This is a genomic window from Flintibacter porci (assembly GCF_041925195.1).
GTDB classification, from domain to species: Bacteria; Bacillota; Clostridia; order Oscillospirales; family Oscillospiraceae; genus Lawsonibacter; species Lawsonibacter porci.
Genome location: NZ_JBHEVB010000007.1, coordinates 64,604 through 89,079, shown reverse-complemented (window position 1 = coordinate 89,079; position 24,476 = coordinate 64,604). Strand labels below are relative to the sequence as shown.

Genomic DNA, 24,476 nt, shown 5'->3' with positions numbered 1-24,476 from the left:
CTTCTTTCTGTTTGATTATATCCTATCTCCACCGCCTTTGCCACCGTTTCCGGAAACTTTCGCAAAATTTTAATAAACCGCAAAAAGCTTCGGCGCTCCGGCGGCCTGCTGCCGCCAAAGCGCCGAAGTTCTTCTCTATTGCTGCTGTTCCGCGGCCCGCCGCTCCCGGATCATCCCGTGGAGACAATCTAAAGCGGAAGACAAGCCGCCGATCTCGTCGATCAGCCCCAGCTCCACCGCCTCCTGGCCGTAGATCACGCTGCCCACGTCGGCAGCCAGCTCTCCGGTCTTCAGCATGAGCTCGGTAAAGGTCTCCCGCTTGATTTTGCTGTTGGCAGTAACAAATTGGGTGATACGCTCCTGGACCCGCTCGAAGTAGTAGAAGGTCTGGGGCACTCCAATGACTAACCCATTGAGCCGCACCGGGTGGATAGTCATAGCCGCCGAGGGGGCAATAAAAGACCGCTTGGCCGATACCGCCAAAGGCACTCCGATGGAGTGCCCACCTCCCAGCACCAGGGAGACCGTGGGCTTGGACATACCGGCAATGAGCTCGGCAATGCCTAAGCCGGCCTCCACATCGCCTCCTACCGTGTTCAGCAGCACCAGTAGCCCATCGATGGCCTCGCTCTCCTCCACCATTGCCAGCAGCGGCATGACATGCTCATATTTCGTGCTCTTACTGCTTGGCGGCAGAACCTGGTGGCCCTCCACCTGGCCCACAATGGTCAGCACGTGGACTGTGCCCTTACTGGTTTGAATGATGGAAGAACCGTACTCCAAAATGGGATTTTCCTCTTTGATCGTTTCCTGGGTAGTCTCCTGTAACTCTTTGTTTTCGTCCATAGGTCCGCTCCTTTCCCAGGGTTAGGATGGCCGGATTTCAGCGGAATAGTCAAAAAAACAGCACCGGAATATCCGGTGCTGTTTTTCAAGAATCAAATCACTTTGTGATCTGGAAGGAACGGGTGATAGGCGCGGCCATGTAGTTGCCGCCCAGGATGCACACGGTCACCACATAGCGGCCGGGCTCAGTGGGAGCTGTGGTAGTGCTGGAGTAGACGCGCCAGCTGCTGGTAAAACCGGAGTACAGGTAGTGGACACTGCTCTGGTCCTTCACAGGCAGACCATCATAATAAAGAGTAGCGTCAAAATCGAAGTTCTGAGCCTCCGCAGCGGTCAGCTTGCCGCCGTTGATCTCCTGATTCCAGGTCAGCTTGGGACCGGAGAAGCGCATCTTGGTCAGCAGGAAGCCAAAGCCCACGCCGGTCTCATAGTTCTTGCTGTCAGTGACGGCAGTTACAGTGTACAGGCCGGCCCGGTTGGGAGTACCGAAGCCGATGCGCACGGAATCCATGACACCGGGCAGCTTGTTGATCACATTGAGGATCTGGCCGAAGGTACCGGTGTCGATGTTCAGCTTGTCCAGCAGGTCCAGCAGCTCCTGGGTGCTGAAGAGCTCACGCAGCTCGCCCACGGTGACACCGTCGTTCATCATCTGGGTAAAGGACTTGCCATACAGTTTCTCTACGATTGGATCCAGGAGCTTCAAAACTGCGCTGTTGGTATAGCGGTCGGGCAGATCCAGATAGACGCCGGTGGAGACGCTGCTGGTAACGCCGGCGTAGATGGTGTAGATGTCGAACTCATCGGCGGGATCGGTGGTGATAAAGTTGGCGGGCAGCTGCTCGTCGGCGTAGATGTTGGTGGAGTTGACCTTCACGGACACCTTGGCCTTGTTGACGGTGACAGTGCCCTCAGTAGTCTCGCTGGGCCGGTAGTCGGCGTTGCCCTTGTAGCTGATGCGGATGGACTGGTTCTCACCGGCACCGATCTGGGGGAACTTACCCAGAACGGTGTCGCCGATGGAGTACACCTTGCCCTCGAGGGGCACCCACTGAGTCAGAATATCATTGTTAAGGAAGTCATCCATACCGGGGATCTTTCCAAACAGGTCTTCCAGATCCTCCAGACCCAGATCCACACCGCTCTCGGCGTCAGTGAGCTTGGCCTTGTATTCGATGACGAAGTCGTCCAGGCTCAGGGTCTCCTTGGCAGGCAGGGTGGAGTTGGTCCAGTCAATGACGTTGTCAAAGATGGCCTGCTTCATGGCGTTGGCATCCATGTTGTAGGTGAAGGACGCACCGGACTTGAGGGCAACGGCGCTGGCGAGGCGGTTGTCGGTGGTGGTGACGTTTACGTCCACATGGTTGCCGCGGTAGGTCTGGTTACCAGCCCAGGAAATGCGGATCTCCCAGGTACCGGTTCCGAACTTCACGAAACCGGTAGCATCGGTTTCATTCAGAGGCTTAAAGGAATCGGTAATTCCGGTTTTGTCTACGTTGTACTCCACAGTCACATCGGCGGCGGTAAGACCCTCAGGGTTGACGGTGGACGCCACCACGGCATTGTAGATGGCCTTAGCGGTAGCAGCGTAGTCATAGCCCTATTCAGCGTTGAAGACCATGCCTACCTCGTAGTTTTCGCCGTCTCCATTCAGAGTAAACTGGACCTGCTCACGGTCATTGACCTGAACGGTAGCCTCGATGGTGGTAGGGGCGTACTGCTGGTTGCCAGGCCAGTAGATGCGGATCTGCTTGTTACCAGCAGAGATAGCGGGCCAACCGGCCTCACCTACCACAGGCTTGCCTTCCAGAGGCAGCCACTTCGAATCGACACTGGTGAGGCCCTCATAATAGTACTCGACAGTCACATTATCGGCCTTGATGACATCAGAGGAAGCCACCACAGCATTGAAGATAGCGGTTTCCAGCAGATTATAATCTACTTTCATATCGGAACCAACAGCTAAAGTTACAGCGTCAGGGGTTTCCTTTAGTGTATAGGGAGCCTCAGGACGCTCAACGATGGTAACGGTGGTCTGTGCGGAAGTCCCGTAAATAGTGTCGGTACCGACATAAGAGACACGGATCTTCTGTTCGCCGGCAGAGATGGCGGGGTAGTCCAAAGGAATGCCGATGGCATTCTTAATCGTATCACCTTCAAAACGAACCCACTCGTGAGTGCCAGCGGGCCGTCCGGCAACTACGTTCTCAGCGTAATACTCAATGGTCACATCGTCCACGCTCAGGTCTTCCGGCGTTTTGGAGGCCACCACATTCTCAAAGATAGCGGCCCGCAGGGCATCATAGTCCACCTGGGCGTTCTCGTCGTAAGGCAGGGCAACCGAGACACCCTCGTTCAGAGTAATGCTGGAAGACAGCTTGGCGGCCTTGGTCAGGGTGACCTCAGCGGTGGTACCGGCCAGCCGGACCTGGTAGTCGCCGTCGCCTAACTGCGCAAGCGGTTTAACTTCATAGCTATATTTATAGTTAAAAATTCCTTTTCTGCTTTCCCAACTGCCGCCATTAAGGACACTGACCCAGCGCGATTCATTACCGCCTCCCCAAGGATCAGACTCGGAGGTCCCGTAGAACTCCCAACTCATGCCACCGGCGTTCAGGCCTTCCTTGTCCACCACCAGTGCATCGTACAGAGCCTGCTTCACAGCAGCCTCATCCGCATCCGCAGGAATAATGGCGGTACCGTTTTGCAACTGGACAGTCTGAGTCTCGCCCAGGGTCTCCACTTGGCTGGTCTGGCTGGAACTGCCCCAGTTACCCCAGCCGCCCCAGCTCCATGCGCCCGCAGGCAGGCACATGCCCTGGGCCAGCAGCAGTGCAGCCAGCGTGCCGGACAGCCAGCGCGTTGCTTTTGTGCTTCGCATAACAATTCGTCTCCTTCTTCTTATTCTCCCTCTCCCAATTTTCATAAGCGGCTTATAGCCATATAAAAACCAAGAGACAATATACATTTTAAATCATCATTTATCCATTTTCAAGAATCTTTTGAGAAAATTATCCAGTTTTTACTTTCATTCTCAGACAAAGAAATTCGTTCACTATTGAAGAAATTTTTTTGCATTTTACCCTAATATCCCATACGATTTTCACTTTTAGGAAAATAGCCCCGGGAGGCCGATGTTTTACGCCCGACATCACATAAAAATCAAATAGCGTGGATTGAATATTCAATCCACGCTATTTGCATAATTACTCTATATTTGCAGGATTTGAAAGGTTCCTCTGCAATCCCGCATTTTTCCTGTTAGCTTAAGCCTCGTAGATGGCCTTCATACCCTTGAAAGTCATATAGCAGTCCAGCTTGCTCACCGTCTCGAAGGGGGCGTGCATGCTGAGCACCGGCACGCCCGCATCCAGGGTATCGATGTTGCGCTCGGCCATGAACATGGCCACGGTGCCGCCGCCTCCGGCGTCCACCTTGCCCAGCTCAGCCATCTGCCACACCACGTCGGCCTCGTCCAGCACCTTGCGCACATAGGCCACCAGCTCGGCAGAGGCATCGGAAGCTCCAGACTTACCCCGGGAACCGGTGTACTTGCACAGGCCCACGCCGTAGTTCACCAGAGCGCTGTTGCGCTTTTCGTACACGTCGGCAAAATTGGGATCGTAAGCGGCAGTCACGTCGGCGGACAGGCAGAAGGAGGCCTCATAGCAGACACGCAGAGGCACACCCTGACCCGCACACAGGTCAGCCATAAAAGCATCAAAGGCGGCGGACTTCATGCCGGTGACACCCTCGGAGCCAATCTCCTCCTTGTCGGCCAGCATGCACACAGCGGTACGGCGGGGCGTATCCAGCTGGAGCAGAGCGGCCAGGCAGGCGTAGCCGCACACCCGGTCATCGTGGCCGTAGGCTCCGATGAGAGAGCGGTCAAAACCGATGTCGCAGGCGTTGAAGGCGGGAACTGCGGACAGCTCGGCGGAGATGAAGTCCTCCTCCACGATGCCGTACTTACGATTCAATAGCTCCAGAATTGCGATTTTCACCCGGTCGCTGCCCTCGTCGTCAGCCAGAGGACGGCTGCCCACCAGAATGTTCAGGCTCTCCGCGGGGATGGCCTCGCTCAGGGCCTTCTTGGACTGCTCCACGCCCAGGTGGGGCAGCAGGTCGTCAATGGTGAACTTGGGGTCTCCTTCCCCATTGCCCACGGAGACGCGGATCACATCCCCGTTTTTCAGAGCCACCACGCCGTGGAGCTCCAGAGGGATGGTCACCCACTGGTACTTGCGCAGGCCGCCGTAGTAGTGGGTCTTAAGGAACGAGAGCTCGTCAGCCTCATAGAGGGGGTTCTGCTTCAGATCCAGACGGGGAGAATCGATGTGGGCCGCGCCGATGTTGGCGCCCTTATCCAGATTCTCCTGACCCATGACCGCCAGCATCACGGCTTTCCCGCGGTTCACCCGGTAGATCTTGTCTCCGGGCTTGAGCTCCATGCCCCGCTCATAGGGCCGAAAGCCGGCGTCCTTCGCCAGGGCCACTGCCCACTCCACGCACTCCCGCTCCGTCTTACCAGCGTCCAAAAACTGCTTGTAACCGGTGCAGTAGGCCTCCAAGGGCTCCATCTCCTGGGGATTCATGCGGTCATAGCCGTTCTTCTTATTGTAGCACAGGGCACGGCGCAGCTCCTCGCCCCGGGTCAGTTCTTTTTTCTCATCCATTGGAAAAACCTCCTTTGTGCCTTTATTGTATGTGTTCCTGTAAAATCGATTCTACCAACGTCTTGGCTCGAAGCGCAAATTCTTCCGCCTGGGCACAGTCATTATATAAGGTATGGTCGCAGCCTTCGGTAAAGTAGTCATCGCTCTTTTGGGCCTTGACCCGGGACCAGGCGTACTCCTCCGAAATGCCCTCCCGGGCCATAATACGCTGCACCCGAACCTCCGGAGGCGCGATCACCGCAATGGTGGCGTCACAGAGCTTGGACAGCGAACTCTCCAGCAGGGCAATGGCATCAATGGCCACCAGTTTTCTTCCCTTGGCGCGGTACTCCTCCAGCAATTCCTGGGTACGCCGCACTGTGGCGGTCTGGGCGATGGCATTGAGCCTTGCCAGCTTCTCCGGATCTCCGAAGACGATGGTGCCCAGCTTCTTTCGGTCGATGGCTCCGCTCTCGTCCCGCAGAGGGCCAAAGGCGCTCTCCAGCATTCCCTGCAAGGTAATATCACGTTCCAGAAGGTCGTGGTACACGGCATCGCAGTCAATGACTGCGCCTCCCAGTTTTTCGATCTCCCGCAGCGCGGTGGTCTTCCCTGCCCCGGTAGGGCCGGTGATGCCAATAATGGTCATGAGAACATCTCCTCATTTTTCATAAAACAGCTGCCGCACCGATTCAGAGGACAGATATTTTACCCAGATACCCAGCATAGCCGCCAAACCCACACTGATAATTCCTGAGGCCAGCTGCTTTGCACAGATGGTGCAGATGGCGGACACAAGGATACTAAGCCCTTCCCCGCACAGGATGCCGCCCCACACATAGATGCTGCGGAACCAAAGGCTCAGAAAAACTGCCGCAGAGCCCAGCGTCCCCGCAAAGGCTAGGACCTGGAAAGGCTCGCCCCCATGCAGTTGACCTGCTGCTGCCACCGCCAGCCAAACTGCCAGGCGAATGAGAGCCATGGTCCGGTATTGGTCGGAAGGCGTTTGCTCATGCGACCCTTTGGAATACGTCTCCATCTGAGCTCGGCCGGTCAGCTGGTCCAAAGTAACCTCATAGAGATCAGCCAGGGCCTTTAGGTTATCCACTCCCGGCTCTGCCTTGTCTGTCTCCCATTTTGAGATGGTCTGACGGGACACGAACAGCGCCCGGGCCACATCCTCCTGGGACAGTTCCTTCTCTTTTCGCAGTCTTTGCAGGTTTTCGCCCAGCGTCATATCGATCCTCGGCTTCAGCGTACCGGAAGGGCGTGAAACCGTCAAGCAATTTTCATGCAACCTAAGGTTGCAGCCCTTGGGGCTCAAGGGTTTTAAACCTGGATAATATGAAATCCCGCCGCCTTGTTCAGTCGGTTGGCAATGGCCAGGCCAATGCCGGTGGTGTCGGGGCACTGGGCCCAGATGGCAGGCACGCTGGTGTGGTCAAAGGAGCGCAGGGCGTCAAAGATGTGCCGGGCCTGCTCCTCCTTGTCCCCTGCCGGACCCAGGTCCATGACGGGCCTCGTCTCAGACCGTCTCGTGAACAGAGGCAAAAACTCTTCAAAACAGATGATCCCGTCCTCCGCACCGGCGTGGGAGGCGATATACTCCGCACTCTTTTTCGGGTCACCGGTGACCACGGTAACCGGAGCCTTGGGAGCGTAGTGGCGGTACTTCATGCCGGGCGCCTTGGGCTGCTCCCCCGCTCCCATGAGACGGGTAACTGCAGGGTCCACGGCCACCTCCCCCAGCACTGCCTCCAGCTGCTCCAGGGTGATGCCGCCGGGCCGCAGCAGTCGGGCGGGAGTTTCGGTGAGATCGATAATGGTGGACTCCACTCCCACGGAGCAGGGACCGCCGTCTACGATAGCGTTGATCTTCCCATCCATGTCCTCCAGCATATGCTGGGCTGTGGTGGGGCTGGGACGACCGGAGGTATTTCCCGAAGGGGCAGCCACCGGCACTCCGGAGGCCGCAATGATCTCTCTACACAGAGGGTGGGCGGGACAACGCATACCTACTGTGTCCAGTCCGGCCGTCACCGCATTGGGGACGATGTCCTTCCGCTTCAAGATCATGGTCATGGGACCGGGCCAGTAGGCCTTCGCCAGCTGATAAGCTGTCAAGGGAATCTCCTTGCAGTACCGCTCCAGCCAAGAGGCATCGGGGATATGTAAAATGAGGGGGTTATCCTGGGGACGGCCCTTGGCCTCAAAAATATGAGCCACAGCCTCCTCGTTAAGGCCGTTGGCCCCCAGACCGTACACCGTCTCGGTGGGGATACCCAGCAGTCCACCGTCCCGCAGGATGGCGGCCGCCTCCTCGATATCATGTTGTGTCAGTCGCTTTGTATTCAACGAAAAGACTCCTTACTTATTACGCTCAGGCCTTTAAAATAAAGTCCAGCAGCTCTTGGGGCGTGGAGACGATCACGTCAGCTCCCGCCGCCTCCAGCTCCTCCCGGCTCCGGAAGCCCCACAGCACGCCGCAGCCGGTGAGGCCGCCGTTTTTCGCCGTGCAGATATCCACGTTGCTGTCTCCCACAAAGAGGGTGTCCTCCTGGGTGGCCCCCAAGCGGTCCATCAGCTTATGAAGGAGCGTGGGGTCGGGCTTAGTGGGCAGGCCGGGCAGCGCCCCCTGAACCACAGGGAAAATTCCCGGGTAATAGTGCTCCACCACCGGGCCGGCCATCACGTCCGCCTTGTTGGACAGTACCGCGATGGACACCCCAGCCTCCCGCAGAGCCTTGGCTACCTCGGGCATACCGGCGTAGGGGGCTGTCTTATCCTCCTTGTGGACGCCGTACCAGTCCATAAACTCCTGGAAAGCCTGATCCAGCACTTCCTGGCTAGTCCCCTGGGGAGCGAAGCGCTCCACCAGCTTGGGGATGCCGTTGCCCACCATCAGCTTAAAGGCATCCACCGTGTGGGTGGGCCAGCCGTGGAGGGTACACACATGGTTTCCGGTGTCCGCCAGATCGTCGATGGTGTTAAGCAGGGTGCCGTCCAGGTCAAAGATTACATGCTTGTACATGGGAAAAGGACCTCACTCGTAAATGCCGATTTCCATACCGCCGATCTCCACGGCGGTCTCCTTGGAAAAGCCAGCCCGCTGCAGATAGGCCTTCACCGCCATCTGGGCGTGCTTGGGGTTGACCTTCTCGTCCTCCAGGTCCAGATCCAGGCGGTTGTCCTCGCCGCCGCACACCACGCCGGTGTCGTCCAGAACCTCATTAAGCTCGCCCACGAAGTCCGCCAGAGTCAGTCCTTCGGGCAGTTCTTTATAGTGGATATACAGTTCCATGTGATAAACTCCTATCTATTGTTAATTGGTATCGCTTGACTGAAGACGTTCCGCCTGATCAGCGGCAGCCAGAGCGTCGATGACTTCGTTGAGGTCACCGTTCATGATGTTGTCGATCTTGTAGAGGGTCAGGCCAATCCGATGGTCGGTAACCCGTCCCTGAGGGAAGTTATAGGTACGGATGCGCTCGTTGCGCATGCCGCTGCCCACCTGGCTTCGCCGCTGGGCGGTATACTCGCTGGAGATCTTCTCCTGTTCCGCCTCATAGAGCCGGGAGGCCAGAATACGCATGGCCTTGTCCCGGTTCTGGAACTGGCTGCGCTCCTGCTGGCACTCCACCACGGTGCCCGTAGGCTTATGGATGAGGCGCACAGCGGAGGAAGTCTTATTGACGTGCTGGCCGCCCGCGCCGGAGGAACGGAACACCTGCATCTCAATATCAGCGGGGTTAATCTGCACGTCAGCGGTCTCCATCTCGGGGAGCACTGCCACCGTCACGGTGGAGGTGTGCAACCGGCCACCGGATTCGGTCTCCGGCACCCGCTGCACCCGATGGACTCCGCTTTCAAATTTTAAGCGGGAGTAGGCTCCGTCTCCTTCAATGGTAAAGGAAATTTCCTTCACCCCGCCAAGCTCCGTTTCGCTGATGCTGTCCACCTCGGTCTTCCAGTGGTTGGCCTCGGCAAACATGGAGTACATGCGGTACAGGGAGTGGGCAAACAGGGCAGCCTCCTCGCCGCCGACCCCCGCCCGGATCTCCACAATAACGTTTTTGTCGTCGTTGGGGTCCTTGGGCAGCAGCAGGATCTTCAGCTGATGCTCCAGCCGCTCCAGATCCTCTTTGGACTGCCGCCACTCCTCCTGGGCCAGCTCTTTCATCTCGGGGTCGCCCAGCAGGCTCTCAGCTTCCCAGTGGCTCTGCTGGGTACGGAGGTAGGTGCGGTAGGTCTCCACCAGAGGCTGGAGCTCGGTCTGCTCCTTATTCAGTTTGGCCACCAGAGCCGGGTCCTCGTAGGTCTCGGAGGCGCTCAGGCGGGCCTCGATCTGGCTGTATTTGGCCTCAATGGCGGCCAGTTTGTCCTGCATAGCTTCGATCTCCTAACTTCTAGCTCCTACTTGTCCAGGAAGAAAGACTTCACCAGAGCCAAAGGCTCCCGAATGTACATCTGGATGCGGGAGGGGATGTGGCTGGTGGGGGCGGCCAGGGCGGACACAGACTTGTATCCATACCGCTCCGCCAGCATCTGCGCCCGGGTGAGGTGGAAGCCGTTGGACACTACCAGCACCTCATCTCTCAGCACGACAATCCCATGCTCTTCCAGCAGTTCCCTGGAATAGATCAGGTTTTCCTTGGTATTGCTGGATTGGTCCTCCAGCAGAATCTGGTCGGAGTCTACCCCGTGTTCCTCCAGATAGTCCGCCATGCAGGCGGCCTCGGAGGTGGGCTCGTTGCTCCCCTGGCCTCCGGACACCACCACCGTCATATCCGGGTGGTCGTCCAGATAGTCCAGGGCGGTGTCCAGCCTATCCTGGAGCAGAATAGAAGGCTCGCCCCCGGGCATCACCCGGCAGCCCAGAATGATCATCACCTGGGGATCTCCCCGGATCACATCGTGGGCCCCCACCATCACCAGTCCAAACATGATGGCAAAGAAAAAGGCCCCTATCAGCACCAAGGTTAGCAAGACACTGAGCCAACGGCGTGGCTGTTTTCCGCGATATCCTGCCATAGGTGGGCCTCCCCTCTGGTTATCCTTCGCCCCGGGCCTCTTCCAATTGGGCGGACAGTTCCTCCCAGCGGCCGTAGAGCTTTAAAATTTCCTCCTCCAGGGCCTCTTTTTGCTCATAGAGCTCCTGGAGCTTCAAATAGTCGGCAGCGGCCTCCTCCATCTGCTGGGTGAGGTCGTACATCTGCTCCTCAGCCTTGCCAACCGCCCGTTCGGCGGCGGCCACCTCTTTTTCCAGCATTTTGGTGCCGCCGGGGCGCTTGGGCTTCTCCTTCTTTTCTGCCGGAGCCTTTGCAGCCTGCACCGGTGCGGCAGGAGCCGTTTTACTGAACAGCCCCTTGGCCCGTGCGGCCTGGAACTCCTCATAGGTACCCTTGAAGTCGGTGATGTGTCCGTCCTCCAGCAGCCAGATGCGGCTGGCAAAGCGTTCGATAAAATAGCGGTCGTGGGAGACAAAGAGCAGGTTGCCCTCGTACTCCTCCACCGCTTCCTCGATCCACTCTCGGCTCTGAATATCCAGATGGTTGGTGGGCTCGTCCAGGATGAGCAGATTGATCTTCGCGTCCATGAGCATACACAGCCGCAGGCGGCTCTGCTCGCCGCCGGACAGGGCGGAGACAGGCTTGAACACGTCCTCTCCCCGGAATTTAAAGGCGGCCAACCGGTTTCGGGCAGTCTGAGCGGTACAGTCCAGGTCGTAGAGCATGGTGTCCACCAGGCTGCGCTCCGGATGGCTGAAGTGGATGATCTGAGGCAGATAACCGATCTTTACGGTGGGGCCCATGCGGAGCTTTCCGCTGTCGGGCTCCTCCTCCCCCATCAAAATTTTGATGAGGGTGGACTTACCGGTACCGTTGTCTCCCAGCAGGGCGATGCGCTCGCCCCCTGCCACTTCCAGGTTCACATCGGAAAACAGGGTGCGGTCTCCAAAAGATTTCTTCAGGTTCTTGATGGTAAGAACCTCATCCCCCCGGAACTCCCGCTCGCCAAAGCGCACCTCCATCTTCCGCTCCTTCTTGGGACGGTCGGTGACCCGCATACGCTCAATGCGCTTCTCCATGGACTGGGCCCGCTTAAAGGTCTTGTCCATGCCCGAGTAGGCCCAGGTACGCAGCTGCTCGGCAGCCTTCTCCAGCTGCTGGATCTTGGCCTGCTCCTTCTCATACTGCTTGAGCTTTTCCTCGTAACGCCGCTCCTTCTCCACGGCGTAGAAGCTGTAGTTGCCGGAGTAAAATTCCGCCTTGCCCTCCTGGATCTCAATGATCCGGTCTACCACCTTGTCCAAAAAGTAGCGGTCATGGGAGACGGTGAGCACGGTGCCTTTGAATTTCTCCAGATACTCCTCCAGCCACTCGGTGGCCCGCAGGTCCAGGTGGTTGGTGGGCTCGTCCAGCAGGAGGATGTCGGTGTCCTCCAGAATGAGGCGGGCCAGGTTCACCCGGGTCTTTTCCCCGCCGGAGAGCTTGTCAAAGAGCTGCTCCCGCATGGCCTGGGGAATGGACAGGCCGTTGCAGACTTTGTTGGTCTTGGTCTGGGTGTCGTAGCCTCCGGCGGCCTCAAAGGCGGCGGTAAGCTTATCATACCGGCTCATCACCGCCGGGTCGGTGTTTCCCTGGGCCATCTCTGTGGCCAGCTGGGTCATCTCCCCCTCCATGCGGTGCAGAGGCTCGAAGGCGGTAGCCAGTACGTCCTCCACGGTGTAGCCCGCAGGGTAAACAGGGATCTGGGAGATGAGGCCCAGCCGCTTTCCAGGGGCCAGCACCACATCTCCCTCGTCGTAGTCCATGACCCCGGTGAGAATGCGGAGCAGGGTGGTCTTGCCGCAGCCGTTGGGCCCCAGCAGACCAACCCGCTCCCCCGTGTCCACCTGGAAGGTCAGGCCATTCAATATTTTATTTCCAACCTCAAATTCTTTGACCAGATTGGATACGGAAATATCGATCATAACGTCCTCTTACGTGGTTTATTCTCTCTTCAGCAAAGGGTAAGCAGCTGAGCGGTGAGCTCCTCCAGAGCCATGCCCCGGGAGGCCTTCACCAGAATGGTGCTGTCCGGGCGCACAACCTGAGGCAGTACCACCTTGGCTGCCTCCTTGTCTGCGCAGGAGTAGACCATGGGCACCCCTGCCTCCCGTGCCCCCTGAGCCATATGCTCAGACAGCTTGCCTACCGCTACCAGGCAGTCAATGCCCCGCTTGCCCAGGTAGTCTCCCACTCCGGCGTGGAGCGCGGGCGCATAGGGTCCAAGCTCAAACATATCGCCCAGAATCGCCACCTTCCAGCTGCTGTGGGTGTCGGCCAGCACGCTGATGGCCGCCCGCATGGACTGGGGATTGGCGTTGTAGGAGTCATCCAAAATGGTGATCTCCCCCTCCCGCTGGATCACGTTCATCCGCATGCGGGTGGGGACAAAACGGGCAATGCCGTCCTCGATCTCGTCGGGGGTGAGACCAAAGTGCTCACCCACCGCCGCAGCGATGAGGGTGGGGTAAATCATGTGCTCTCCCAGAGCAGGGATCTTGACATCCCGCTCCATTTTAGGAGTGGTAATGTGGCAGTGGATGTGGCTGACTCCGTCGCCGCCGGTAACCTGAGCCCGGTAGTCGGCATCTTCCGCCTTGCCGCAGAACACCGCCTGCACCGGAGTGTTGCCCCGCAGGGTGGTAAGCATGGGATCGTCAGCGTTGAGCACCACCAGGCCGTTCTTCTTGCGGATGTTGGGCAGCAGCTCGCACTTGGCCTTGAAGATGTTCTCCCGGCTGCCCAGCTTTTCGATGTGGGCGTCACCGATGTTGGTGATGACTCCCACCTCGGGTCGCACGATATCGCTGAGGTAGTCGATCTCCCCCGGTTTATCCATGCCCATCTCCAGCACGCCCACCTGGTGGGTGTGGTCCAGACGCAGCAAAGTCAGGGGCAGGCCGATGTTGTTATTAAAATTGCCCTCCGTTTTCAGTACCTTGTACTTGACGGAAAGCACCGCCGCGATCATATCCTTGGCTGTGGTCTTGCCCACGCTGCCGGTGATGCCCACAAAGGGGATCTGAAAGCGGTCTTTATACCAGGCGGCCAGGTCCCGCAGGGCCCGTTCGGTGTTGCCCACCTGGATGTAGAACTTGTCCTCCCGGTAGTCGGTACGCACACGGGCGGTGAGACAGCCCGCAGCTCCAGCCTCCAGGGCAGAGGTGATATAGGCGTGGCCGTCAAACCGCTCCCCCACCAGGGGGATGAACAGGGAGCCGGGATGGATGTCCCGGCTGTCGGTATCCACCCCGCTCACGGTCAATTCCATGTCCTGGGAGCCGCCCAGCAGAGTGCCGTGTACCGCCTCCAGCAGTTGGCTAACAGTGATGGTCTCCATACGGTTATGCTCCTTCCTTGCGGGCCTTCAGGGAGGAGGCCACAATGGTCTCACACAGGGTGGCATAGTCCATGCCCACCGCTGCCGCCTCCTGCGGCACCAGGCTGGTGGGGGTCATGCCGGGCAGGGTGTTGATCTCCAGGAAGTAGACCTCTCCGTCCTCGGTGACGATGAAGTCGGCACGGGAGTATACGGCCAGACCCAACTCCTCAAACACGGCCACCGCCGCGTTCCCTACCTTCTTCTCCCACTCCGGGGAAATTTCAGCGGGGCATACCTCCCGGGCGGCGCCGGGCTGGTACTTGTTGGCGTAGTCGTAGAAATCGGCCTGGGGAATGATCTCAATGGAGGGCAGAGCCTTTCCGTTGAGCACCGCCACCTGGATCTCACGGCCCTTTACGTACTGCTCCAGTACAGTGCGGCCGCCTAGGCGGATGCTCTCCTCCAGACCACGGCGCAGGTCGTCCTTGGTATGGGCGATGGTCACGCCGATGGAGGAGCCGCTGGCGATGGGTTTGACCACCACAGGCAGCTTGGTCTCTTCCATGAGCTGCTCCAGGTTCTCCTCCGTCACGGTGACGGTGCACCAGCTGGGGGTGCGTACCTTGTGGGCTACCAGACGCTTGGTCATATCCTTATCCATAGCGATGGCCGAGCCCAGGCAGCCCGAACCGGTATAGGGAACGCCCAGCAGATCCAGGGTGGCCTGGATACGGCCGTCCTCTCCGCATGCCCCGTGGAGGGCCAGATAGACTACGTCAGCCTGGGCACACAGCTCCAGCACGCCCTGTCCAATGGCGGAGGGGCTGGTATCCTTCCGGCTCGCCCGCACCTGAGCCAGGTCGGGAGCCTCGGGGCTGACCTTTTTAAAGGCCTGGGGAATGGGGGCCTCAAAGGGGTCCACCGTGCGGTCGGTCCCCTCCACGCCAAAGAACAGGTCCATCAGGGCCACCTTGTGTCCCTTGGAGCGCAGGGCCTCGCACACCATGGCTCCGGAGGACAGGGATACGTTGCGCTCGGGGCTCAGGCCGCCAGCCAATACCACTATTTTCATCCTTAACGACACCTCTATATCAGCGATCAAAGATCCGTGTTGGTATATTCTACACGCTAGTGTTTTATTTTAGCACAGGCAGCACCAATGCACAAGGCAAGGGTACAATTTTCCCCTGTTTTTTCCTCCTTACACGCAGGCGCAGGCTTCCTTGTGCCGGTGGGAGACCAGCACGCTCACCTCAGGGAAGCGCTGGGACAGGTACTGAGCTACCCGGTCGCAGATCACGTTCTCGGTGGCGTAGTGGCCGGCGTCCAGCAGGTTGACACCCAGTGCCCGGGCCTCCAGGAACTGGTCATACTTCACATCGGCAGTGACAAAGGTGTCACAGCCCATGGCCACCGCATCGGCCAGCATGGAGCCGCAGGCGCCGCCGCCCACCGCCACCCGGCGCACCGGGCGGCCTCCGTCGGTGTACCGCACTCCCGCTGCGCCCAGCAGCAGCTTGACCCGGCCGGCGTAGTCCGCCGCGCTCATGCCGGGCTGGTGGCACATCCCCACCCGGCCGATGCCGTAGGTGCGGCCCGCCCGGTCCACTCCATCGGGGTGGAGCTGGGTGACCTCCTGAAGACCCAGCGCCTGGGCCAAACAGTCGTTCACCCCGTCCTGGGCAGCGTCCAGATTGGTGTGGCAGCAGATGGCGGCGATTTTCGCCTCCGTCAGAGCCAACAGGGTGCGCCCGGTGACGCTCTCATCGGTGAGCGCCTTGACCGGGTGGAAGATCACCGGGTGGTGGGACACAATGAGCTGACAGCCCAGCTTGGCCGCCTCCTCCACCACCTCCTGGGTGATATCCAGCGCCACCAGAATCTTGTCTGCCTTAGCTTCTCCCCGGCCCACCAGAAAACCGGCATTGTCAAAATCCATCTGGGTCTCAAAGGGGGCCCACTCATCCATTGCACAGTAAATATCCTTTACAGTTGCCATTGCTGCCACTCCTCTTTCATTGCTAGCATTTCCTCATATACGCATTCCAGCGCCTGGCGGCGCGCCTGGATCTGTTCCCCTTTGCCCTTGGACATGCCGTCCAGAGCACGGCGCAGTTTCCGGGTCAGATGGTCCAGATACTCTCCCCGCAGGGGGTCCCGGCTCTGCCGACCGGCCCAGAGCTGACCGGGCGTCTGTGTCCCCATCTCTCCCGCCGTCACCCGCATCACCACATACAGGGTCTCTCCTTCCCGGGCAAGCTGTTCTTTGGCAATGGCGTAGCCATGTTGGCCCAGCCACTCCCGCAGTTCAGGCAGGGAGCTCATGGGCTGGAGAATCAAGGGAATCTTCTCCTCCAAAACCCAAGGGGCAGCCTCCAGAATCTGGGCAATAGTCTCGCCCCCCATCCCGGCGATGACGATGACGTCTACCTCACCGGGACGGATACCCGCCAGGCCGTTGCACAGCCGGAACGCCATCTTATCCCCGCAGCCATACTGCCGGGCCGTCTCACGGGCACGGTCCAGCGGACCCTTCCGCAGGTCGGAGGCGATAGCCCAGGGGATCTTGCCCTCCAGCAGCAGGCAGGCGGGCAGATAGGCGTGGTCGGTGCCCACATCGGCCAGTCGCGCCCCCTGGGGCACCAGATCAGCCGCCAACCGCAGCCGGGGCGAGAGTTCGATATGTTGTTTCATAAGTCCTCCCCGCCGGCCTTTTGAATGAGCGACCGGGCAAAATCCCGGGCGGCGGCCAGCTTGTCTTGTGTTAAAAATCGGACGCCGGGGCCCATATCCCGGCCACAGAGCATCCCCTGCCAATGTAATCCGCTGTGGCGGCACCACCGGCGCAGCCCAGCCTCCCACAGGTCAGCTCCCTTCTCCGGAGGATACCCGCAGGTAACGATGGTGGCAAGGTTCTTACCCCGGAGCAGGGACGGTCCCTTTACCCGGCCGTAATTTTTGGTACCGGCGTACACGGCCCGGTCCATCAGCGCCTTCATGGGTGCGGTACAGAACCAGCCGTAAATGGGGGTGGCCAGAACGATGATATCGCTGCGCTCCATAGTTCCGAACAGGTCGGCCACATCGTCTTTCTGCACGCAGCCCAGGCCGTCCATCCGGTCCTGGCAGGTCTTGCAGCCCAGACAGGGCAGGATGGTCTTGTCATAGAGCCAAACGGTCTCTGTCTCGATCCCCAACTGTCCGCACTCCTCCAGGAAGGGTGCCGCCAGGGCGGCAGTATTGCCGTTTTTTCTGGGGCTTCCCATGAACAGCACCAATTTCATACCGGGCACCTCCGCAAAAAATGGGGGCGGAACCCCTCCGCCCCCATCTTTCATTCCTTGGTTTTATTCGCCCTCGGCGATCATCTTGTTGACCGCGGCCAGCAGCTCGTCGGGATCCACCCCGTGAACCATGCAGGCCTGCTCCACGGTCTCACCCCGGGAAGCGGGGCAGCCCAGGCAGTGCATGCCGATGTTCATGAACAGGGGCGCAGTCTGAGGGGCGATGTTCAGAATATCACCAATGATGGTGTCTTTAGTAATGGTCATAGCAGGATTCCTCCAGTTAGTCATTAGGATGATGATAGTATATCCTAACTCGCGCTATTTTGCAATGGATTTTTCCTCGTTTTCTTTCCAGCGGCGGCAAACGATCCGGCGCCCCAGAAAAAGAGCACAGCGCCCAAAACCACACCCAACACCAAGATCAAGAGACCCTGATTGCGCAGGGCGACTGTCTGTAAGTAGCCATCCCCATTGAGATACCCTTCCGGGATTTGGTCGAGATGCTCCCACAACGCGTCTCCCTGATACATATTCAGGTTTTGCCGATCAGTTTCTATCTGGTCATAGAGGGCTTGAGAAGCGGACATCTGCAGTACGCCCCCCAGCACACCGCCTCCGGCCAGAAAGGCTCCCAACCAGTACCACCGCCGGGCGATCAGCTCCCGTACTCCCTTCCAGGGGGGCGGTATCAAGGGTTTCAGGCCGTATCTTTGCCGGACAGAACGCCGGCCCAGAATCACCATCAGCACACCTCCCGCCAGCGCTGTTAGGAACAGGATAAGGTATGGCAGATATAACAGGATACCAGAGGACGCCTGGGACATCGTCAGCAGGAACCAGACGGCAAACGACATTGGGATCAGTCGGGCCGCACCCCACAAGCTCAGGGGCACCCCGATCCAGTACCAGTGGAGGGCCAGCCACCCGGGCTTCTTCTCCTCTATCTCTTTTGGTGTCTCCTCTGTCTTCTGAGGGTGGTGGTCTAACAGAGCGTCCACCGAAATGCCCAACGTCCGTGCCAAAGGGACCAGCTTGTCCGTGTCGGGTACTGCGTCCCCTAGCTCCCACTTGCTCACCGCCTGGCGGGACACCCCCACCTGCTCGGCCAGTTTTTCCTGGGACAGGCCCAGGCGGGTACGCTCTCTTTGGATGATTTCTCCGGTCGTCATACCCACGCCTCCTTTCGGCCCTATCCTAGCAAACCAGCTTTGCTATTACTACCAGCTTGGGCTGGAACTTCCGCAACCCGGAGTTGCGGCCGAAAAACAGCCCGATTTTTCTCCCTGAATACAGAAAAAGGACGCCCGGCTGGGCGCCCTTTTATCCTGGTTCTAAAAATTAGCCCTGCTGCTCGCGCATCTTGGCGAAGCACTCGCTGCAGTAGACAGGACGGTCAGACTTGGGCTCGAAAGGAACGCGAGCCTCGCCGCCGCAGGCAGCGCAGGTGGCAGTGAAGTACTCACGGGGGCCGCGGGCAGCGTTCTTGCGGGCGTCACGGCAAGCTTTGCAGCGCTGGGGCTCGTTCTGGAAGCCGCGCTCAGCGTAAAACTCCTGCTCACCAGCGGTAAAGGTGAACTCGTTGCCGCACTCTTTGCATACCAGGATCTTGTCTTCGTACATTGGATTTCCCTCTCTTTGACTCGTTGCCCAATTACCCAGATTTCAAGGATTGGACGGTTGTATTTGCGATCAGCTCTCGCTGGATGCGCCGGAAGAAGTTTGCCGGGCCACCTTGCGGCGGATGCGCTGCACGGCGTTGTCCACGGACTTTGGAGACCGACCGACCCGTTTTGCAATCTCTGCACAAGTGAGACCGCTTAAGTAGGGCGGCAGGATTTTCCCTTCGAGCTCAGATAACTGGCCCTTCAGAGCGTCAAGGCGCTCTCTCAGTTCCTCCCTGCCGATGATGACGTCTTCTGGGCTCTCTTCGCTGGAAAACAGATACGCGTTCGGGCCGTCAAAAAGAGGGGGTTCGAAAGAGACACTGTGATTAAGTGGAAGATGCTTATCCCCCTGAGCAGCGCGGACCGCGCTGTACAGGCGGTTGCGGACACAAACCTCCGCATAGGTCCGGAAAGATGCGTCCCGCCGGGCATCAAAGCCGCGGATGGCGGACAGCAAGCCCAGCATACCCTCCTGAAACAGGTCCTCGCTGTCCCCTCCTGCCAAAAACAGGGGGCGGGCGCAGGCACGCACCAAGCGGCCGTAGCGGCGGACCAGTTCTTCCTCCGCAGCGGCGCTTCCTGCTGCCGCCTGGAGACACAGCGCCTCGTCTGTGGGAGGCGGAGGCTGGGGCGTTTCCAATTTTTTGTTCCGGTTAAAACTCATAATAATCAAATTGACTGGTTTTGTCAAGGGGTATCGGAAATTATTTGGCGTTTTTCCCATATTCATTCCGGTTTGTTCTATTATTTCCAGAATATGACATCGTTTTCCGGCCTTGATCTGGAAATTGTTTTCCCTCAGGACCGGATCTTATGCCGCTTTTCCACAAAATAAGCATAGCATAAAATTTCCCTACCGTCTATCACTTATTCAGCCAATTCTCCTGCCAAATTTGTCAAATTTTCGTTTTAATGCCTTTTCTACTGGGAAAATGGTGGCGATCATCACCACAACCTGGACCAAAACCACGCCCATAAGCCATATTCCCAGCACTTGCGTATCTTTGCCCAGTCCGGGCAGCATGGCCAAAAGGCTCAGGGGCAGCATCACTATCCCCGCCCGAAACCACAGCTTTCCGCATACCTGGTGGGCATAATCCCAGGTCTGTTGGTTTTTCATAGAACGGCTGGTGCGGTAACCATAGAGGGCATTGATCTTTTTGGGCGGTCTGTTCAAAAAACGCCATCCAAAGTACAGCATCACAGCGGGCACCAGCAGGCACATGGCAGTACAGTACAGCCAAAAGCCCATCGTCCTCTCCCCTTTCGGTCAGTCATCCTTCTTTATGGGCTGGGTGATCAGTGCCGTTCCAAAGCCCAGAATGCACAAAGAGAGTCCGGTGGTGGACACACTGGCCATCAACCCGTCCGCAACCCAAAACGCGGCGATGGTAAACAAGGTGTCCATTGGGATGTAAAGCAAATTCCCCTGCCGACGGTCCACCTTTCCCATGCGATACAGCACCTTAGGCAGAGCCGTACTGATCAGATCCAGAGGCAGGCCAATCAGTTCCCCTAACAGGAAGTAGAGCAGCAGCTGTCCCACGCTGTCATAGCGAAACCCGAACAGCCTCATCACATTGCCGCCGACCAGAGCAACCACTGCAAACGTCCCGAGCAAGAGCAAAATCATGATGCCGCTGCCCAACAGGCCCGCCAGCAATTTTTTCAGTTTTTCTTTCACAAAAGAGCGCCTCCGGGGTCAGAAACTCAGCTGGTCCAGCCCTCCGGACTCTCCGGGAACGCTGAGGCCCAGATGCTGATAGGCCTTGGGGGTGACACAGCGGCCACGGGGGGTGCGGGTAAGGAAGCCCAGCTGCATCAGATAGGGCTCGTACACGTCCTCCAGGGTCACTGCCTCCTCGTTGATGGTGGCTGCCAAGGTCTCCAGACCCACCGGGCCGCCCCGGTAGTTCTCAATGATGGAGCGCAGCATCCGGTGGTCAATGGAGTCCAGTCCCAAGTGGTCGATCTCCAGGGCGGTAAGGGCCTCATCAGCCACCTTTTTGGTGATGACGCCTCCCGCCCGTACCTGGGCAAAGTCCCGCACCCGGCGCAGCATGCGGTTAGCAATACGGGGGGTACCGCGGCTGCGGCGGGCGATCTCCATGGCTCCATCGTCCTCGATGGGTACGCCCAAAATACCCGCAGAGCGCTTGACGATCAGCGCCAGCTCCTCGGGGGTGTAAAGCTCCAGCCTTAACGTCACGCCAAAGCGGTCACGCAGGGGCGCGGACAGCTGCCCTGCCCGGGTGGTGGCTCCAATGAGGGTAAATTTGGGCAGGTCCAGACGGATGGAGTTGGCCGACGGACCCTTGCCGATGATGATGTCGATGGCGAAATCCTCCATAGCTGGGTAAAGCACCTCCTCCACCGAGCGGTTGAGGCGGTGGATCTCGTCCACAAAGAGGATGTCATTTTCATTTAAATTGGTGAGCAGCGCCGCCAGGTCCCCTGCCTTCTCAATGGCAGGACCGGAGGTGATGCGCACATTTACCCCCATCTCATTTGCAATAATGCCGCTGAGGGTGGTCTTGCCCAAGCCGGGCGGGCCGTGGAGCAGCACATGATCCAGAGGCTCATTTCTCATTTTAGCCGCCTGGATAAAGACCTCCAGGTTGCCTTTGGCCTTCTCCTGGCCGATGTACTCCCGAAGAGTTTTGGGCCGCAGGGAGTACTCCCCCTCGTCCTCCCGGGTGAGGGAGGTGGTCACCAGAGGCTCGCTGAGCTCCTCCGGGTCAAATTCTGGATTGGAAAAATCAATGGCCATAATCGTTTGGTTCCTCTCGAAATATATCTGTCCAAATCAGTATCGCAGGATAAAATAGATGACATACACCCAGCTGAGCAGACCATGGAAAATGGCCCATCCCACCGAGTGCCAGGTGGTATAGGAAATGACCATGGCCAGGCAGGTGCCGAAGGTAATGCCGCTTTTCACCACGGTCTTGGTGGTTTTCTTTGTCTCCAAGGTGCTCATCCTTTCATCATCTCACTTGGATTTCTTTTGGAAGCGGTTTCTGGTGTTGGCATAGATCACGGTCCCGAATGCCACCGCCAGGAAGGCGGCGATTCCCACCCAAAACAGCCACATGCCGACCACAAGTATCCCCAGTGCCATAATTCCCTGGCATCCGGCCAGGGCGAACATGATTTTGCCCATGAAGCGGCACAGGGCTTTCTCGTCATACCTGGCCTTCTCTGCCTTGGATGCGGTGTTGTACCCGGCAATGAGGAAAGCTCCCTTTCCCCGGGAGAAGATCAGCCCCAGCACAAGAAACAGGGCGATCATGCCCAGAAAGACAATCAGCATGGGGCTCACCCCTTCATCATCTTTTTCAGGGCCTGCTTGATGATCTGCTCCAGGGTCAGACTGTCCAGGTCGATGCCCTTGAGGGCCACATTGATCTCTCCCTGGGTGTAGCCCAGCACCGCCAGGGCGGCGCTGGCCTCGGAGAGTTTGTTTTCGGGAATGACGGTCACTCCGGTGCCGCCGTAGGTCTCCCCTGCCCCGTTCACCGCCTGGCCCTTGGCCAGCTTGTCCTTCAGCTCCAGAATCACCCGCTGGGCGATCTTCTTGCCGATACCCTGAGCGCAGGTGAGTGCCTTCTCATCCCCGGTGATGATGCTGAGGGCCAGATTGGCCGGGGTGTTGGAGGACAGGATGGACAAAGCCGCCTTGGGACCAACACCAGAAACAGAAATAAGCTGCTGAAACAGATTCAGCTCTTCCTGGGTGGCAAAGCCATAGAGCTCCATGGCGTCCTCCCGGACATTCAAGTGTGTAAAGACTTTTCCCTTTTCACCCTTTTTCAGTGCAGACAGGGTATAGCTGGTAGTGCGGCAGGCATAACCCACCCCACCGCAGTCGATGACCACCATGTAAGGCTCGATGTGGGCCACGGTGCCGTTGAGATAGTAAAACATAAGTTCCTCCATAAACCGTCCAATGGACGGCATTTATTCTTTGAGCAAATACCGGAACTCTCCGGCGTAGCAGATGTCCAGCTGAAACTCCAGGCAGCGTTCCCCCACGTTGAGGAAACCGTCCAGCTTCACCTGGTGATATCCGTAGGTCTCGTCCATGATATCCAGCATCGCTTCTGAGTACTCCCGCAAAAAGTCCGTCACCGTCATTTTCCGTCCGGTGAAAGAGCCGTAGTTGCCGCACAGGACGCCTTGGTACTCCATCACATAGACGCAGGAGAAGTCCCAGTCGATGCCGGTGATCTCCACGTCTCCCTCCACCTGATTACAGGGCGGTGTGGTGCACACATAGCCGCACTGGGTGATAAGGCGCAAAATATCCCCCTCCGCCTGCAGCTGCGAAATATAGGCGTCGTGGAGGCTGTAAGGCGGGTTGGGGTTGGGTTGTTTGACCATCGTTTTCATGGCACTTACCTCGTGTCGTATTTCTTGGGGTCAAAGCCCCGCTCCGTATTCAAAAGGGACGTGGCCGCGCGGCCATGGCAGATAGCCAGTGCCAGGGCGTCAGCGGCGTCGTCAGGCCGGGGAATTTGCTTCATGTTTAGCAGCCGCTGGGTCATCAGCATCACCTGGCGTTTGTCCGCGCCTCCATAGCCCGCCACTGCCTGCTTGACCTGCATGGGGGTATACTCAAACACCGGCACCCCCAGCTTTTCCGCCGCCAGGAGAATCACTCCCCGGCCATGGGCCACGGCGATGCCGGTAGTAATATTTTTACTGAAGAAGAGCTCCTCCACCGCCATCTCGTCGGGATGGAAGGTGCGGATCAGCTCCTCCATGTCGTTGGAAATTTGCAGCAGTCGGCTGGACAGAGGGATGCCCGGCGGCGTGGTGATGACCCCGTACTGAATGAGGGTGTTTTTTCCTCGCTGGGCCTTGATGACCCCAAAGCCGATCGTGGCCACTCCGGGGTCGATGCCTAAGATGATCATGGATGCCTCCCCATGGAAAAGATACGTTGACATTGTACCACGGTTTGCCCAAAATGAAAAGGAGAACAAATTTTGGGGAACTCCGGCCGGGTTTTTCCGTCTAAAGGAATACAGAAGTCTATCACCGGGAGGTATCTCACATGAAACGATGGCTTACCCTTACCCTGGCCGGTCTGCTGGCCCTGTCCCTGGCTGGCTGCGGCAGTTCGGACGGCGCAGGCTCCTCTGCACCTCAGAAAATCAACTCCAGCTCCTCTGAATCATCCTCTGTCCAGACCGCAGAGGATCCCTGGGGTCTTACCCTGTCGGTAAAAGACGTGACCCCCACCGGCCTGACTTTGGTTATCACCCAGGAAGGCGGCAGCCCCACCGGCACCCTGCAGTACGGCAGCGACTACACCCTGGAGGTGGAGCAGGACGGCACATGGCAGAACGTCCCCGACATCGTGGATGGAAACTTTGCCTGGGATGGTATGGCCTATCTGGTCACCATGGACGGAGAAACGGAACAGGCCGTGGACTGGGATTGGCTCTTCGGTCCCCTCTCCCCCGGCCACTACCGCTTAAGCAAAGAGTTTATGGATTTTCGGGACACAGGAGACTATGATACCCAGCTCTATGAGGTAGAATTTGATATCCCATAAGGAATCAAGGGCAGGCCAAGCATGGTCTGCCCTTGACATTTCTCTCTCTGAGGGCTACCATACTTTTATTCTCAATCCCAAGTCAGGAGGA

The 24,476-nt window shown here is 58.3% G+C and carries 30 protein-coding genes; 1 reads left to right on the top strand and 29 read right to left on the bottom strand.

Translation table 11 applies throughout. The annotated features are described in order from the left end of the window. Positions 1-135: 135 nt before the first annotated feature. The 29 genes from ACEVJL_RS09295 to ruvC all read right to left on the bottom strand — a co-directional run bounded on the left by ACEVJL_RS09295 (position 136) and on the right by ruvC (position 23,741). Positions 136-846, bottom strand: coding sequence for a ClpP family protease (locus ACEVJL_RS09295; protein ID WP_008980625.1), 711 nt, complete (start codon positions 844-846; stop codon positions 136-138). Positions 847-943: 97 nt separating this feature from the next. Further along, complete coding sequence (locus ACEVJL_RS09290) at positions 944-2,404, bottom strand: hypothetical protein (protein ID WP_374737592.1); 1,461 nt, start codon at positions 2,402-2,404, stop codon at positions 944-946. Positions 2,405-2,446: 42 nt separating this feature from the next. After that, complete coding sequence (locus ACEVJL_RS09285) at positions 2,447-3,727, bottom strand: hypothetical protein (RefSeq protein ID WP_374737591.1); 1,281 nt, start codon at positions 3,725-3,727, stop codon at positions 2,447-2,449. A gap of 385 nt (positions 3,728-4,112) precedes the next feature. After that, positions 4,113-5,522 (bottom strand): aminopeptidase, encoded by a 1,410-nt coding sequence (locus tag ACEVJL_RS09280; RefSeq protein ID WP_374737590.1) that lies wholly within the window; start codon positions 5,520-5,522, stop codon positions 4,113-4,115. A 22-nt stretch (positions 5,523-5,544) separates the two neighbouring features. Next, positions 5,545-6,150, bottom strand: coding sequence for a dephospho-CoA kinase (coaE, locus tag ACEVJL_RS09275; protein WP_374737587.1), 606 nt, complete (start codon positions 6,148-6,150; stop codon positions 5,545-5,547). A gap of 12 nt (positions 6,151-6,162) precedes the next feature. Continuing rightward, positions 6,163-6,738, bottom strand: a complete 576-nt coding sequence (locus tag ACEVJL_RS09270; protein WP_235396559.1) for a helix-turn-helix domain-containing protein — start codon at positions 6,736-6,738, stop codon at positions 6,163-6,165. Between the two features lie 92 nt (positions 6,739-6,830). Next, positions 6,831-7,856: an L-threonylcarbamoyladenylate synthase gene (locus ACEVJL_RS09265; protein WP_374737585.1), complete on the bottom strand. Its 1,026-nt coding sequence runs from the start codon at positions 7,854-7,856 to the stop codon at positions 6,831-6,833. Positions 7,857-7,881: 25 nt separating this feature from the next. Continuing rightward, positions 7,882-8,532 carry an HAD family hydrolase gene (locus tag ACEVJL_RS09260; RefSeq protein WP_374737583.1) on the bottom strand — a complete coding sequence of 217 codons (651 nt, stop codon included), beginning with the start codon at positions 8,530-8,532 and terminating at the stop codon, positions 7,882-7,884. A 12-nt stretch (positions 8,533-8,544) separates the two neighbouring features. Further along, the gene (locus tag ACEVJL_RS09255) at positions 8,545-8,802 is read right to left on the bottom strand and encodes a hypothetical protein (RefSeq protein ID WP_008980620.1); all 258 of its coding nucleotides are present in this window, start codon (positions 8,800-8,802) and stop codon (positions 8,545-8,547) included. Between the two features lie 21 nt (positions 8,803-8,823). Next, positions 8,824-9,888 carry a peptide chain release factor 1 gene (gene prfA, locus ACEVJL_RS09250; RefSeq protein WP_374737580.1) on the bottom strand — a complete coding sequence of 355 codons (1,065 nt, stop codon included), beginning with the start codon at positions 9,886-9,888 and terminating at the stop codon, positions 8,824-8,826. Positions 9,889-9,914: 26 nt separating this feature from the next. Then, a complete protein-coding gene (locus tag ACEVJL_RS09245; protein WP_235396551.1) occupies positions 9,915-10,532 on the bottom strand; it encodes a YdcF family protein in 618 nt (205 codons plus the stop codon). 19 nt (positions 10,533-10,551) lie between these two features. Continuing rightward, positions 10,552-12,474 (bottom strand): ABC-F family ATP-binding cassette domain-containing protein, encoded by a 1,923-nt coding sequence (locus ACEVJL_RS09240; RefSeq protein ID WP_374737578.1) that lies wholly within the window; start codon positions 12,472-12,474, stop codon positions 10,552-10,554. Positions 12,475-12,503: 29 nt separating this feature from the next. Next, on the bottom strand, positions 12,504-13,889 hold the full coding sequence (locus tag ACEVJL_RS09235) for a UDP-N-acetylmuramoyl-tripeptide--D-alanyl-D-alanine ligase (protein WP_374737576.1): 1,386 nt from the start codon (positions 13,887-13,889) through the stop codon (positions 12,504-12,506). A 4-nt stretch (positions 13,890-13,893) separates the two neighbouring features. Further along, positions 13,894-14,943: a D-alanine--D-alanine ligase family protein gene (locus ACEVJL_RS09230; protein ID WP_235396546.1), complete on the bottom strand. Its 1,050-nt coding sequence runs from the start codon at positions 14,941-14,943 to the stop codon at positions 13,894-13,896. A 129-nt stretch (positions 14,944-15,072) separates the two neighbouring features. Further along, positions 15,073-15,870, bottom strand: a complete 798-nt coding sequence (locus tag ACEVJL_RS09225; RefSeq protein ID WP_235396544.1) for a Nif3-like dinuclear metal center hexameric protein — start codon at positions 15,868-15,870, stop codon at positions 15,073-15,075. Further along, positions 15,858-16,565 (bottom strand): tRNA (adenine(22)-N(1))-methyltransferase, encoded by a 708-nt coding sequence (locus tag ACEVJL_RS09220; protein ID WP_235396542.1) that lies wholly within the window; start codon positions 16,563-16,565, stop codon positions 15,858-15,860. The genes ACEVJL_RS09225 and ACEVJL_RS09220 overlap by 13 nt, the downstream gene beginning before the upstream one ends. Next, positions 16,562-17,155 (bottom strand): flavodoxin family protein, encoded by a 594-nt coding sequence (locus tag ACEVJL_RS09215; protein ID WP_374737573.1) that lies wholly within the window; start codon positions 17,153-17,155, stop codon positions 16,562-16,564. Before ACEVJL_RS09215 ends, ACEVJL_RS09220 begins: the two co-directional genes overlap by 4 nt. Positions 17,156-17,218: 63 nt before the next feature. Then, positions 17,219-17,422: a DUF1858 domain-containing protein gene (locus ACEVJL_RS09210; RefSeq protein WP_008980611.1), complete on the bottom strand. Its 204-nt coding sequence runs from the start codon at positions 17,420-17,422 to the stop codon at positions 17,219-17,221. Positions 17,423-17,466: 44 nt separating this feature from the next. Beyond that, on the bottom strand, positions 17,467-18,327 hold the full coding sequence (locus tag ACEVJL_RS09205) for a helix-turn-helix domain-containing protein (RefSeq protein WP_374737571.1): 861 nt from the start codon (positions 18,325-18,327) through the stop codon (positions 17,467-17,469). Between the two features lie 169 nt (positions 18,328-18,496). Then, entirely contained in the window at positions 18,497-18,778 is a 282-nt protein-coding gene (locus tag ACEVJL_RS09200; RefSeq protein ID WP_008980609.1) for a zinc-ribbon domain containing protein, read from the bottom strand. A gap of 69 nt (positions 18,779-18,847) precedes the next feature. Continuing rightward, on the bottom strand, positions 18,848-19,462 hold the full coding sequence (locus ACEVJL_RS09195; protein WP_040648912.1) for a sigma-70 family RNA polymerase sigma factor: 615 nt from the start codon (positions 19,460-19,462) through the stop codon (positions 18,848-18,850). A gap of 231 nt (positions 19,463-19,693) precedes the next feature. Next, positions 19,694-20,074: an SdpI family protein gene (locus tag ACEVJL_RS09190; protein ID WP_374737569.1), complete on the bottom strand. Its 381-nt coding sequence runs from the start codon at positions 20,072-20,074 to the stop codon at positions 19,694-19,696. A gap of 18 nt (positions 20,075-20,092) precedes the next feature. After that, positions 20,093-20,506 (bottom strand): YrvL family regulatory protein, encoded by a 414-nt coding sequence (locus tag ACEVJL_RS09185; RefSeq protein WP_374737568.1) that lies wholly within the window; start codon positions 20,504-20,506, stop codon positions 20,093-20,095. A gap of 18 nt (positions 20,507-20,524) precedes the next feature. Further along, a complete protein-coding gene (gene ruvB / locus ACEVJL_RS09180) occupies positions 20,525-21,592 on the bottom strand; it encodes a Holliday junction branch migration DNA helicase RuvB (protein ID WP_008980605.1) in 1,068 nt (355 codons plus the stop codon). A 36-nt stretch (positions 21,593-21,628) separates the two neighbouring features. Beyond that, positions 21,629-21,793 (bottom strand): hypothetical protein, encoded by a 165-nt coding sequence (locus ACEVJL_RS09175; RefSeq protein ID WP_374737747.1) that lies wholly within the window; start codon positions 21,791-21,793, stop codon positions 21,629-21,631. 21 nt (positions 21,794-21,814) lie between these two features. Next, entirely contained in the window at positions 21,815-22,135 is a 321-nt protein-coding gene (locus ACEVJL_RS09170; protein WP_302668025.1) for a DUF3784 domain-containing protein, read from the bottom strand. 5 nt (positions 22,136-22,140) lie between these two features. Beyond that, on the bottom strand, positions 22,141-22,749 hold the full coding sequence (gene ruvA / locus ACEVJL_RS09165) for a Holliday junction branch migration protein RuvA (RefSeq protein ID WP_374737566.1): 609 nt from the start codon (positions 22,747-22,749) through the stop codon (positions 22,141-22,143). 33 nt (positions 22,750-22,782) lie between these two features. Continuing rightward, positions 22,783-23,214 carry a hypothetical protein gene (locus tag ACEVJL_RS09160; RefSeq protein WP_374737564.1) on the bottom strand — a complete coding sequence of 144 codons (432 nt, stop codon included), beginning with the start codon at positions 23,212-23,214 and terminating at the stop codon, positions 22,783-22,785. Positions 23,215-23,219: 5 nt separating this feature from the next. Beyond that, positions 23,220-23,741: a crossover junction endodeoxyribonuclease RuvC gene (ruvC, locus tag ACEVJL_RS09155; protein ID WP_235396524.1), complete on the bottom strand. Its 522-nt coding sequence runs from the start codon at positions 23,739-23,741 to the stop codon at positions 23,220-23,222. A gap of 140 nt (positions 23,742-23,881) precedes the next feature. Between ruvC and ACEVJL_RS09150 the strand changes: the two genes are divergently transcribed. Beyond that, positions 23,882-24,385: an immunoglobulin-like domain-containing protein gene (locus ACEVJL_RS09150; RefSeq protein ID WP_110440655.1), complete on the top strand. Its 504-nt coding sequence runs from the start codon at positions 23,882-23,884 to the stop codon at positions 24,383-24,385. Positions 24,386-24,476 lie beyond the last annotated feature (91 nt).

Excerpts from the sequence above, each read along its gene's own strand:
- prfA (WP_374737580.1), bottom strand. The coding sequence starts at position 9,888 with ATGCAGGACAAACTGGCCGCCATTGAGGCCAAATACAGCCAGATCGAG.
- ruvA (WP_374737566.1), bottom strand. The coding sequence starts at position 22,749 with ATGTTTTACTATCTCAACGGCACCGTGGCCCACATCGAGCCTTACATG.
- coaE (WP_374737587.1), bottom strand. The coding sequence starts at position 6,150 with ATGACCATTATTGGCATCACCGGCCCTACCGGGGCAGGGAAGACCACC.
- ACEVJL_RS09235 (WP_374737576.1), bottom strand. The coding sequence starts at position 13,889 with ATGGAGACCATCACTGTTAGCCAACTGCTGGAGGCGGTACACGGCACT.
- ruvC (WP_235396524.1), bottom strand. The coding sequence starts at position 23,741 with ATGATCATCTTAGGCATCGACCCCGGAGTGGCCACGATCGGCTTTGGG.
- ACEVJL_RS09170 (WP_302668025.1), bottom strand. The coding sequence starts at position 22,135 with ATGCTGATTGTCTTTCTGGGCATGATCGCCCTGTTTCTTGTGCTGGGG.
- ruvB (WP_008980605.1), bottom strand. The coding sequence starts at position 21,592 with ATGGCCATTGATTTTTCCAATCCAGAATTTGACCCGGAGGAGCTCAGC.
- ACEVJL_RS09260 (WP_374737583.1), bottom strand. The coding sequence starts at position 8,532 with ATGTACAAGCATGTAATCTTTGACCTGGACGGCACCCTGCTTAACACC.
- ACEVJL_RS09160 (WP_374737564.1), bottom strand. The coding sequence starts at position 23,214 with ATGAAAACGATGGTCAAACAACCCAACCCCAACCCGCCTTACAGCCTC.
- ACEVJL_RS09285 (WP_374737591.1), bottom strand. The coding sequence starts at position 3,727 with ATGCGAAGCACAAAAGCAACGCGCTGGCTGTCCGGCACGCTGGCTGCA.
- ACEVJL_RS09200 (WP_008980609.1), bottom strand. The coding sequence starts at position 18,778 with ATGTACGAAGACAAGATCCTGGTATGCAAAGAGTGCGGCAACGAGTTC.
- ACEVJL_RS09150 (WP_110440655.1), top strand. The coding sequence starts at position 23,882 with ATGAAACGATGGCTTACCCTTACCCTGGCCGGTCTGCTGGCCCTGTCC.
- ACEVJL_RS09190 (WP_374737569.1), bottom strand. The coding sequence starts at position 20,074 with ATGGGCTTTTGGCTGTACTGTACTGCCATGTGCCTGCTGGTGCCCGCT.
- ACEVJL_RS09270 (WP_235396559.1), bottom strand. The coding sequence starts at position 6,738 with ATGACGCTGGGCGAAAACCTGCAAAGACTGCGAAAAGAGAAGGAACTG.
- ACEVJL_RS09255 (WP_008980620.1), bottom strand. The coding sequence starts at position 8,802 with ATGGAACTGTATATCCACTATAAAGAACTGCCCGAAGGACTGACTCTG.
- ACEVJL_RS09295 (WP_008980625.1), bottom strand. The coding sequence starts at position 846 with ATGGACGAAAACAAAGAGTTACAGGAGACTACCCAGGAAACGATCAAA.
- ACEVJL_RS09240 (WP_374737578.1), bottom strand. The coding sequence starts at position 12,474 with ATGATCGATATTTCCGTATCCAATCTGGTCAAAGAATTTGAGGTTGGA.
- ACEVJL_RS09225 (WP_235396544.1), bottom strand. The coding sequence starts at position 15,870 with ATGGCAACTGTAAAGGATATTTACTGTGCAATGGATGAGTGGGCCCCC.
- ACEVJL_RS09245 (WP_235396551.1), bottom strand. The coding sequence starts at position 10,532 with ATGGCAGGATATCGCGGAAAACAGCCACGCCGTTGGCTCAGTGTCTTG.
- ACEVJL_RS09280 (WP_374737590.1), bottom strand. The coding sequence starts at position 5,522 with ATGGATGAGAAAAAAGAACTGACCCGGGGCGAGGAGCTGCGCCGTGCC.
- ACEVJL_RS09230 (WP_235396546.1), bottom strand. The coding sequence starts at position 14,943 with ATGAAAATAGTGGTATTGGCTGGCGGCCTGAGCCCCGAGCGCAACGTA.
- ACEVJL_RS09220 (WP_235396542.1), bottom strand. The coding sequence starts at position 16,565 with ATGAAACAACATATCGAACTCTCGCCCCGGCTGCGGTTGGCGGCTGAT.
- ACEVJL_RS09205 (WP_374737571.1), bottom strand. The coding sequence starts at position 18,327 with ATGACGACCGGAGAAATCATCCAAAGAGAGCGTACCCGCCTGGGCCTG.
- ACEVJL_RS09210 (WP_008980611.1), bottom strand. The coding sequence starts at position 17,422 with ATGACCATTACTAAAGACACCATCATTGGTGATATTCTGAACATCGCC.
- ACEVJL_RS09215 (WP_374737573.1), bottom strand. The coding sequence starts at position 17,155 with ATGAAATTGGTGCTGTTCATGGGAAGCCCCAGAAAAAACGGCAATACT.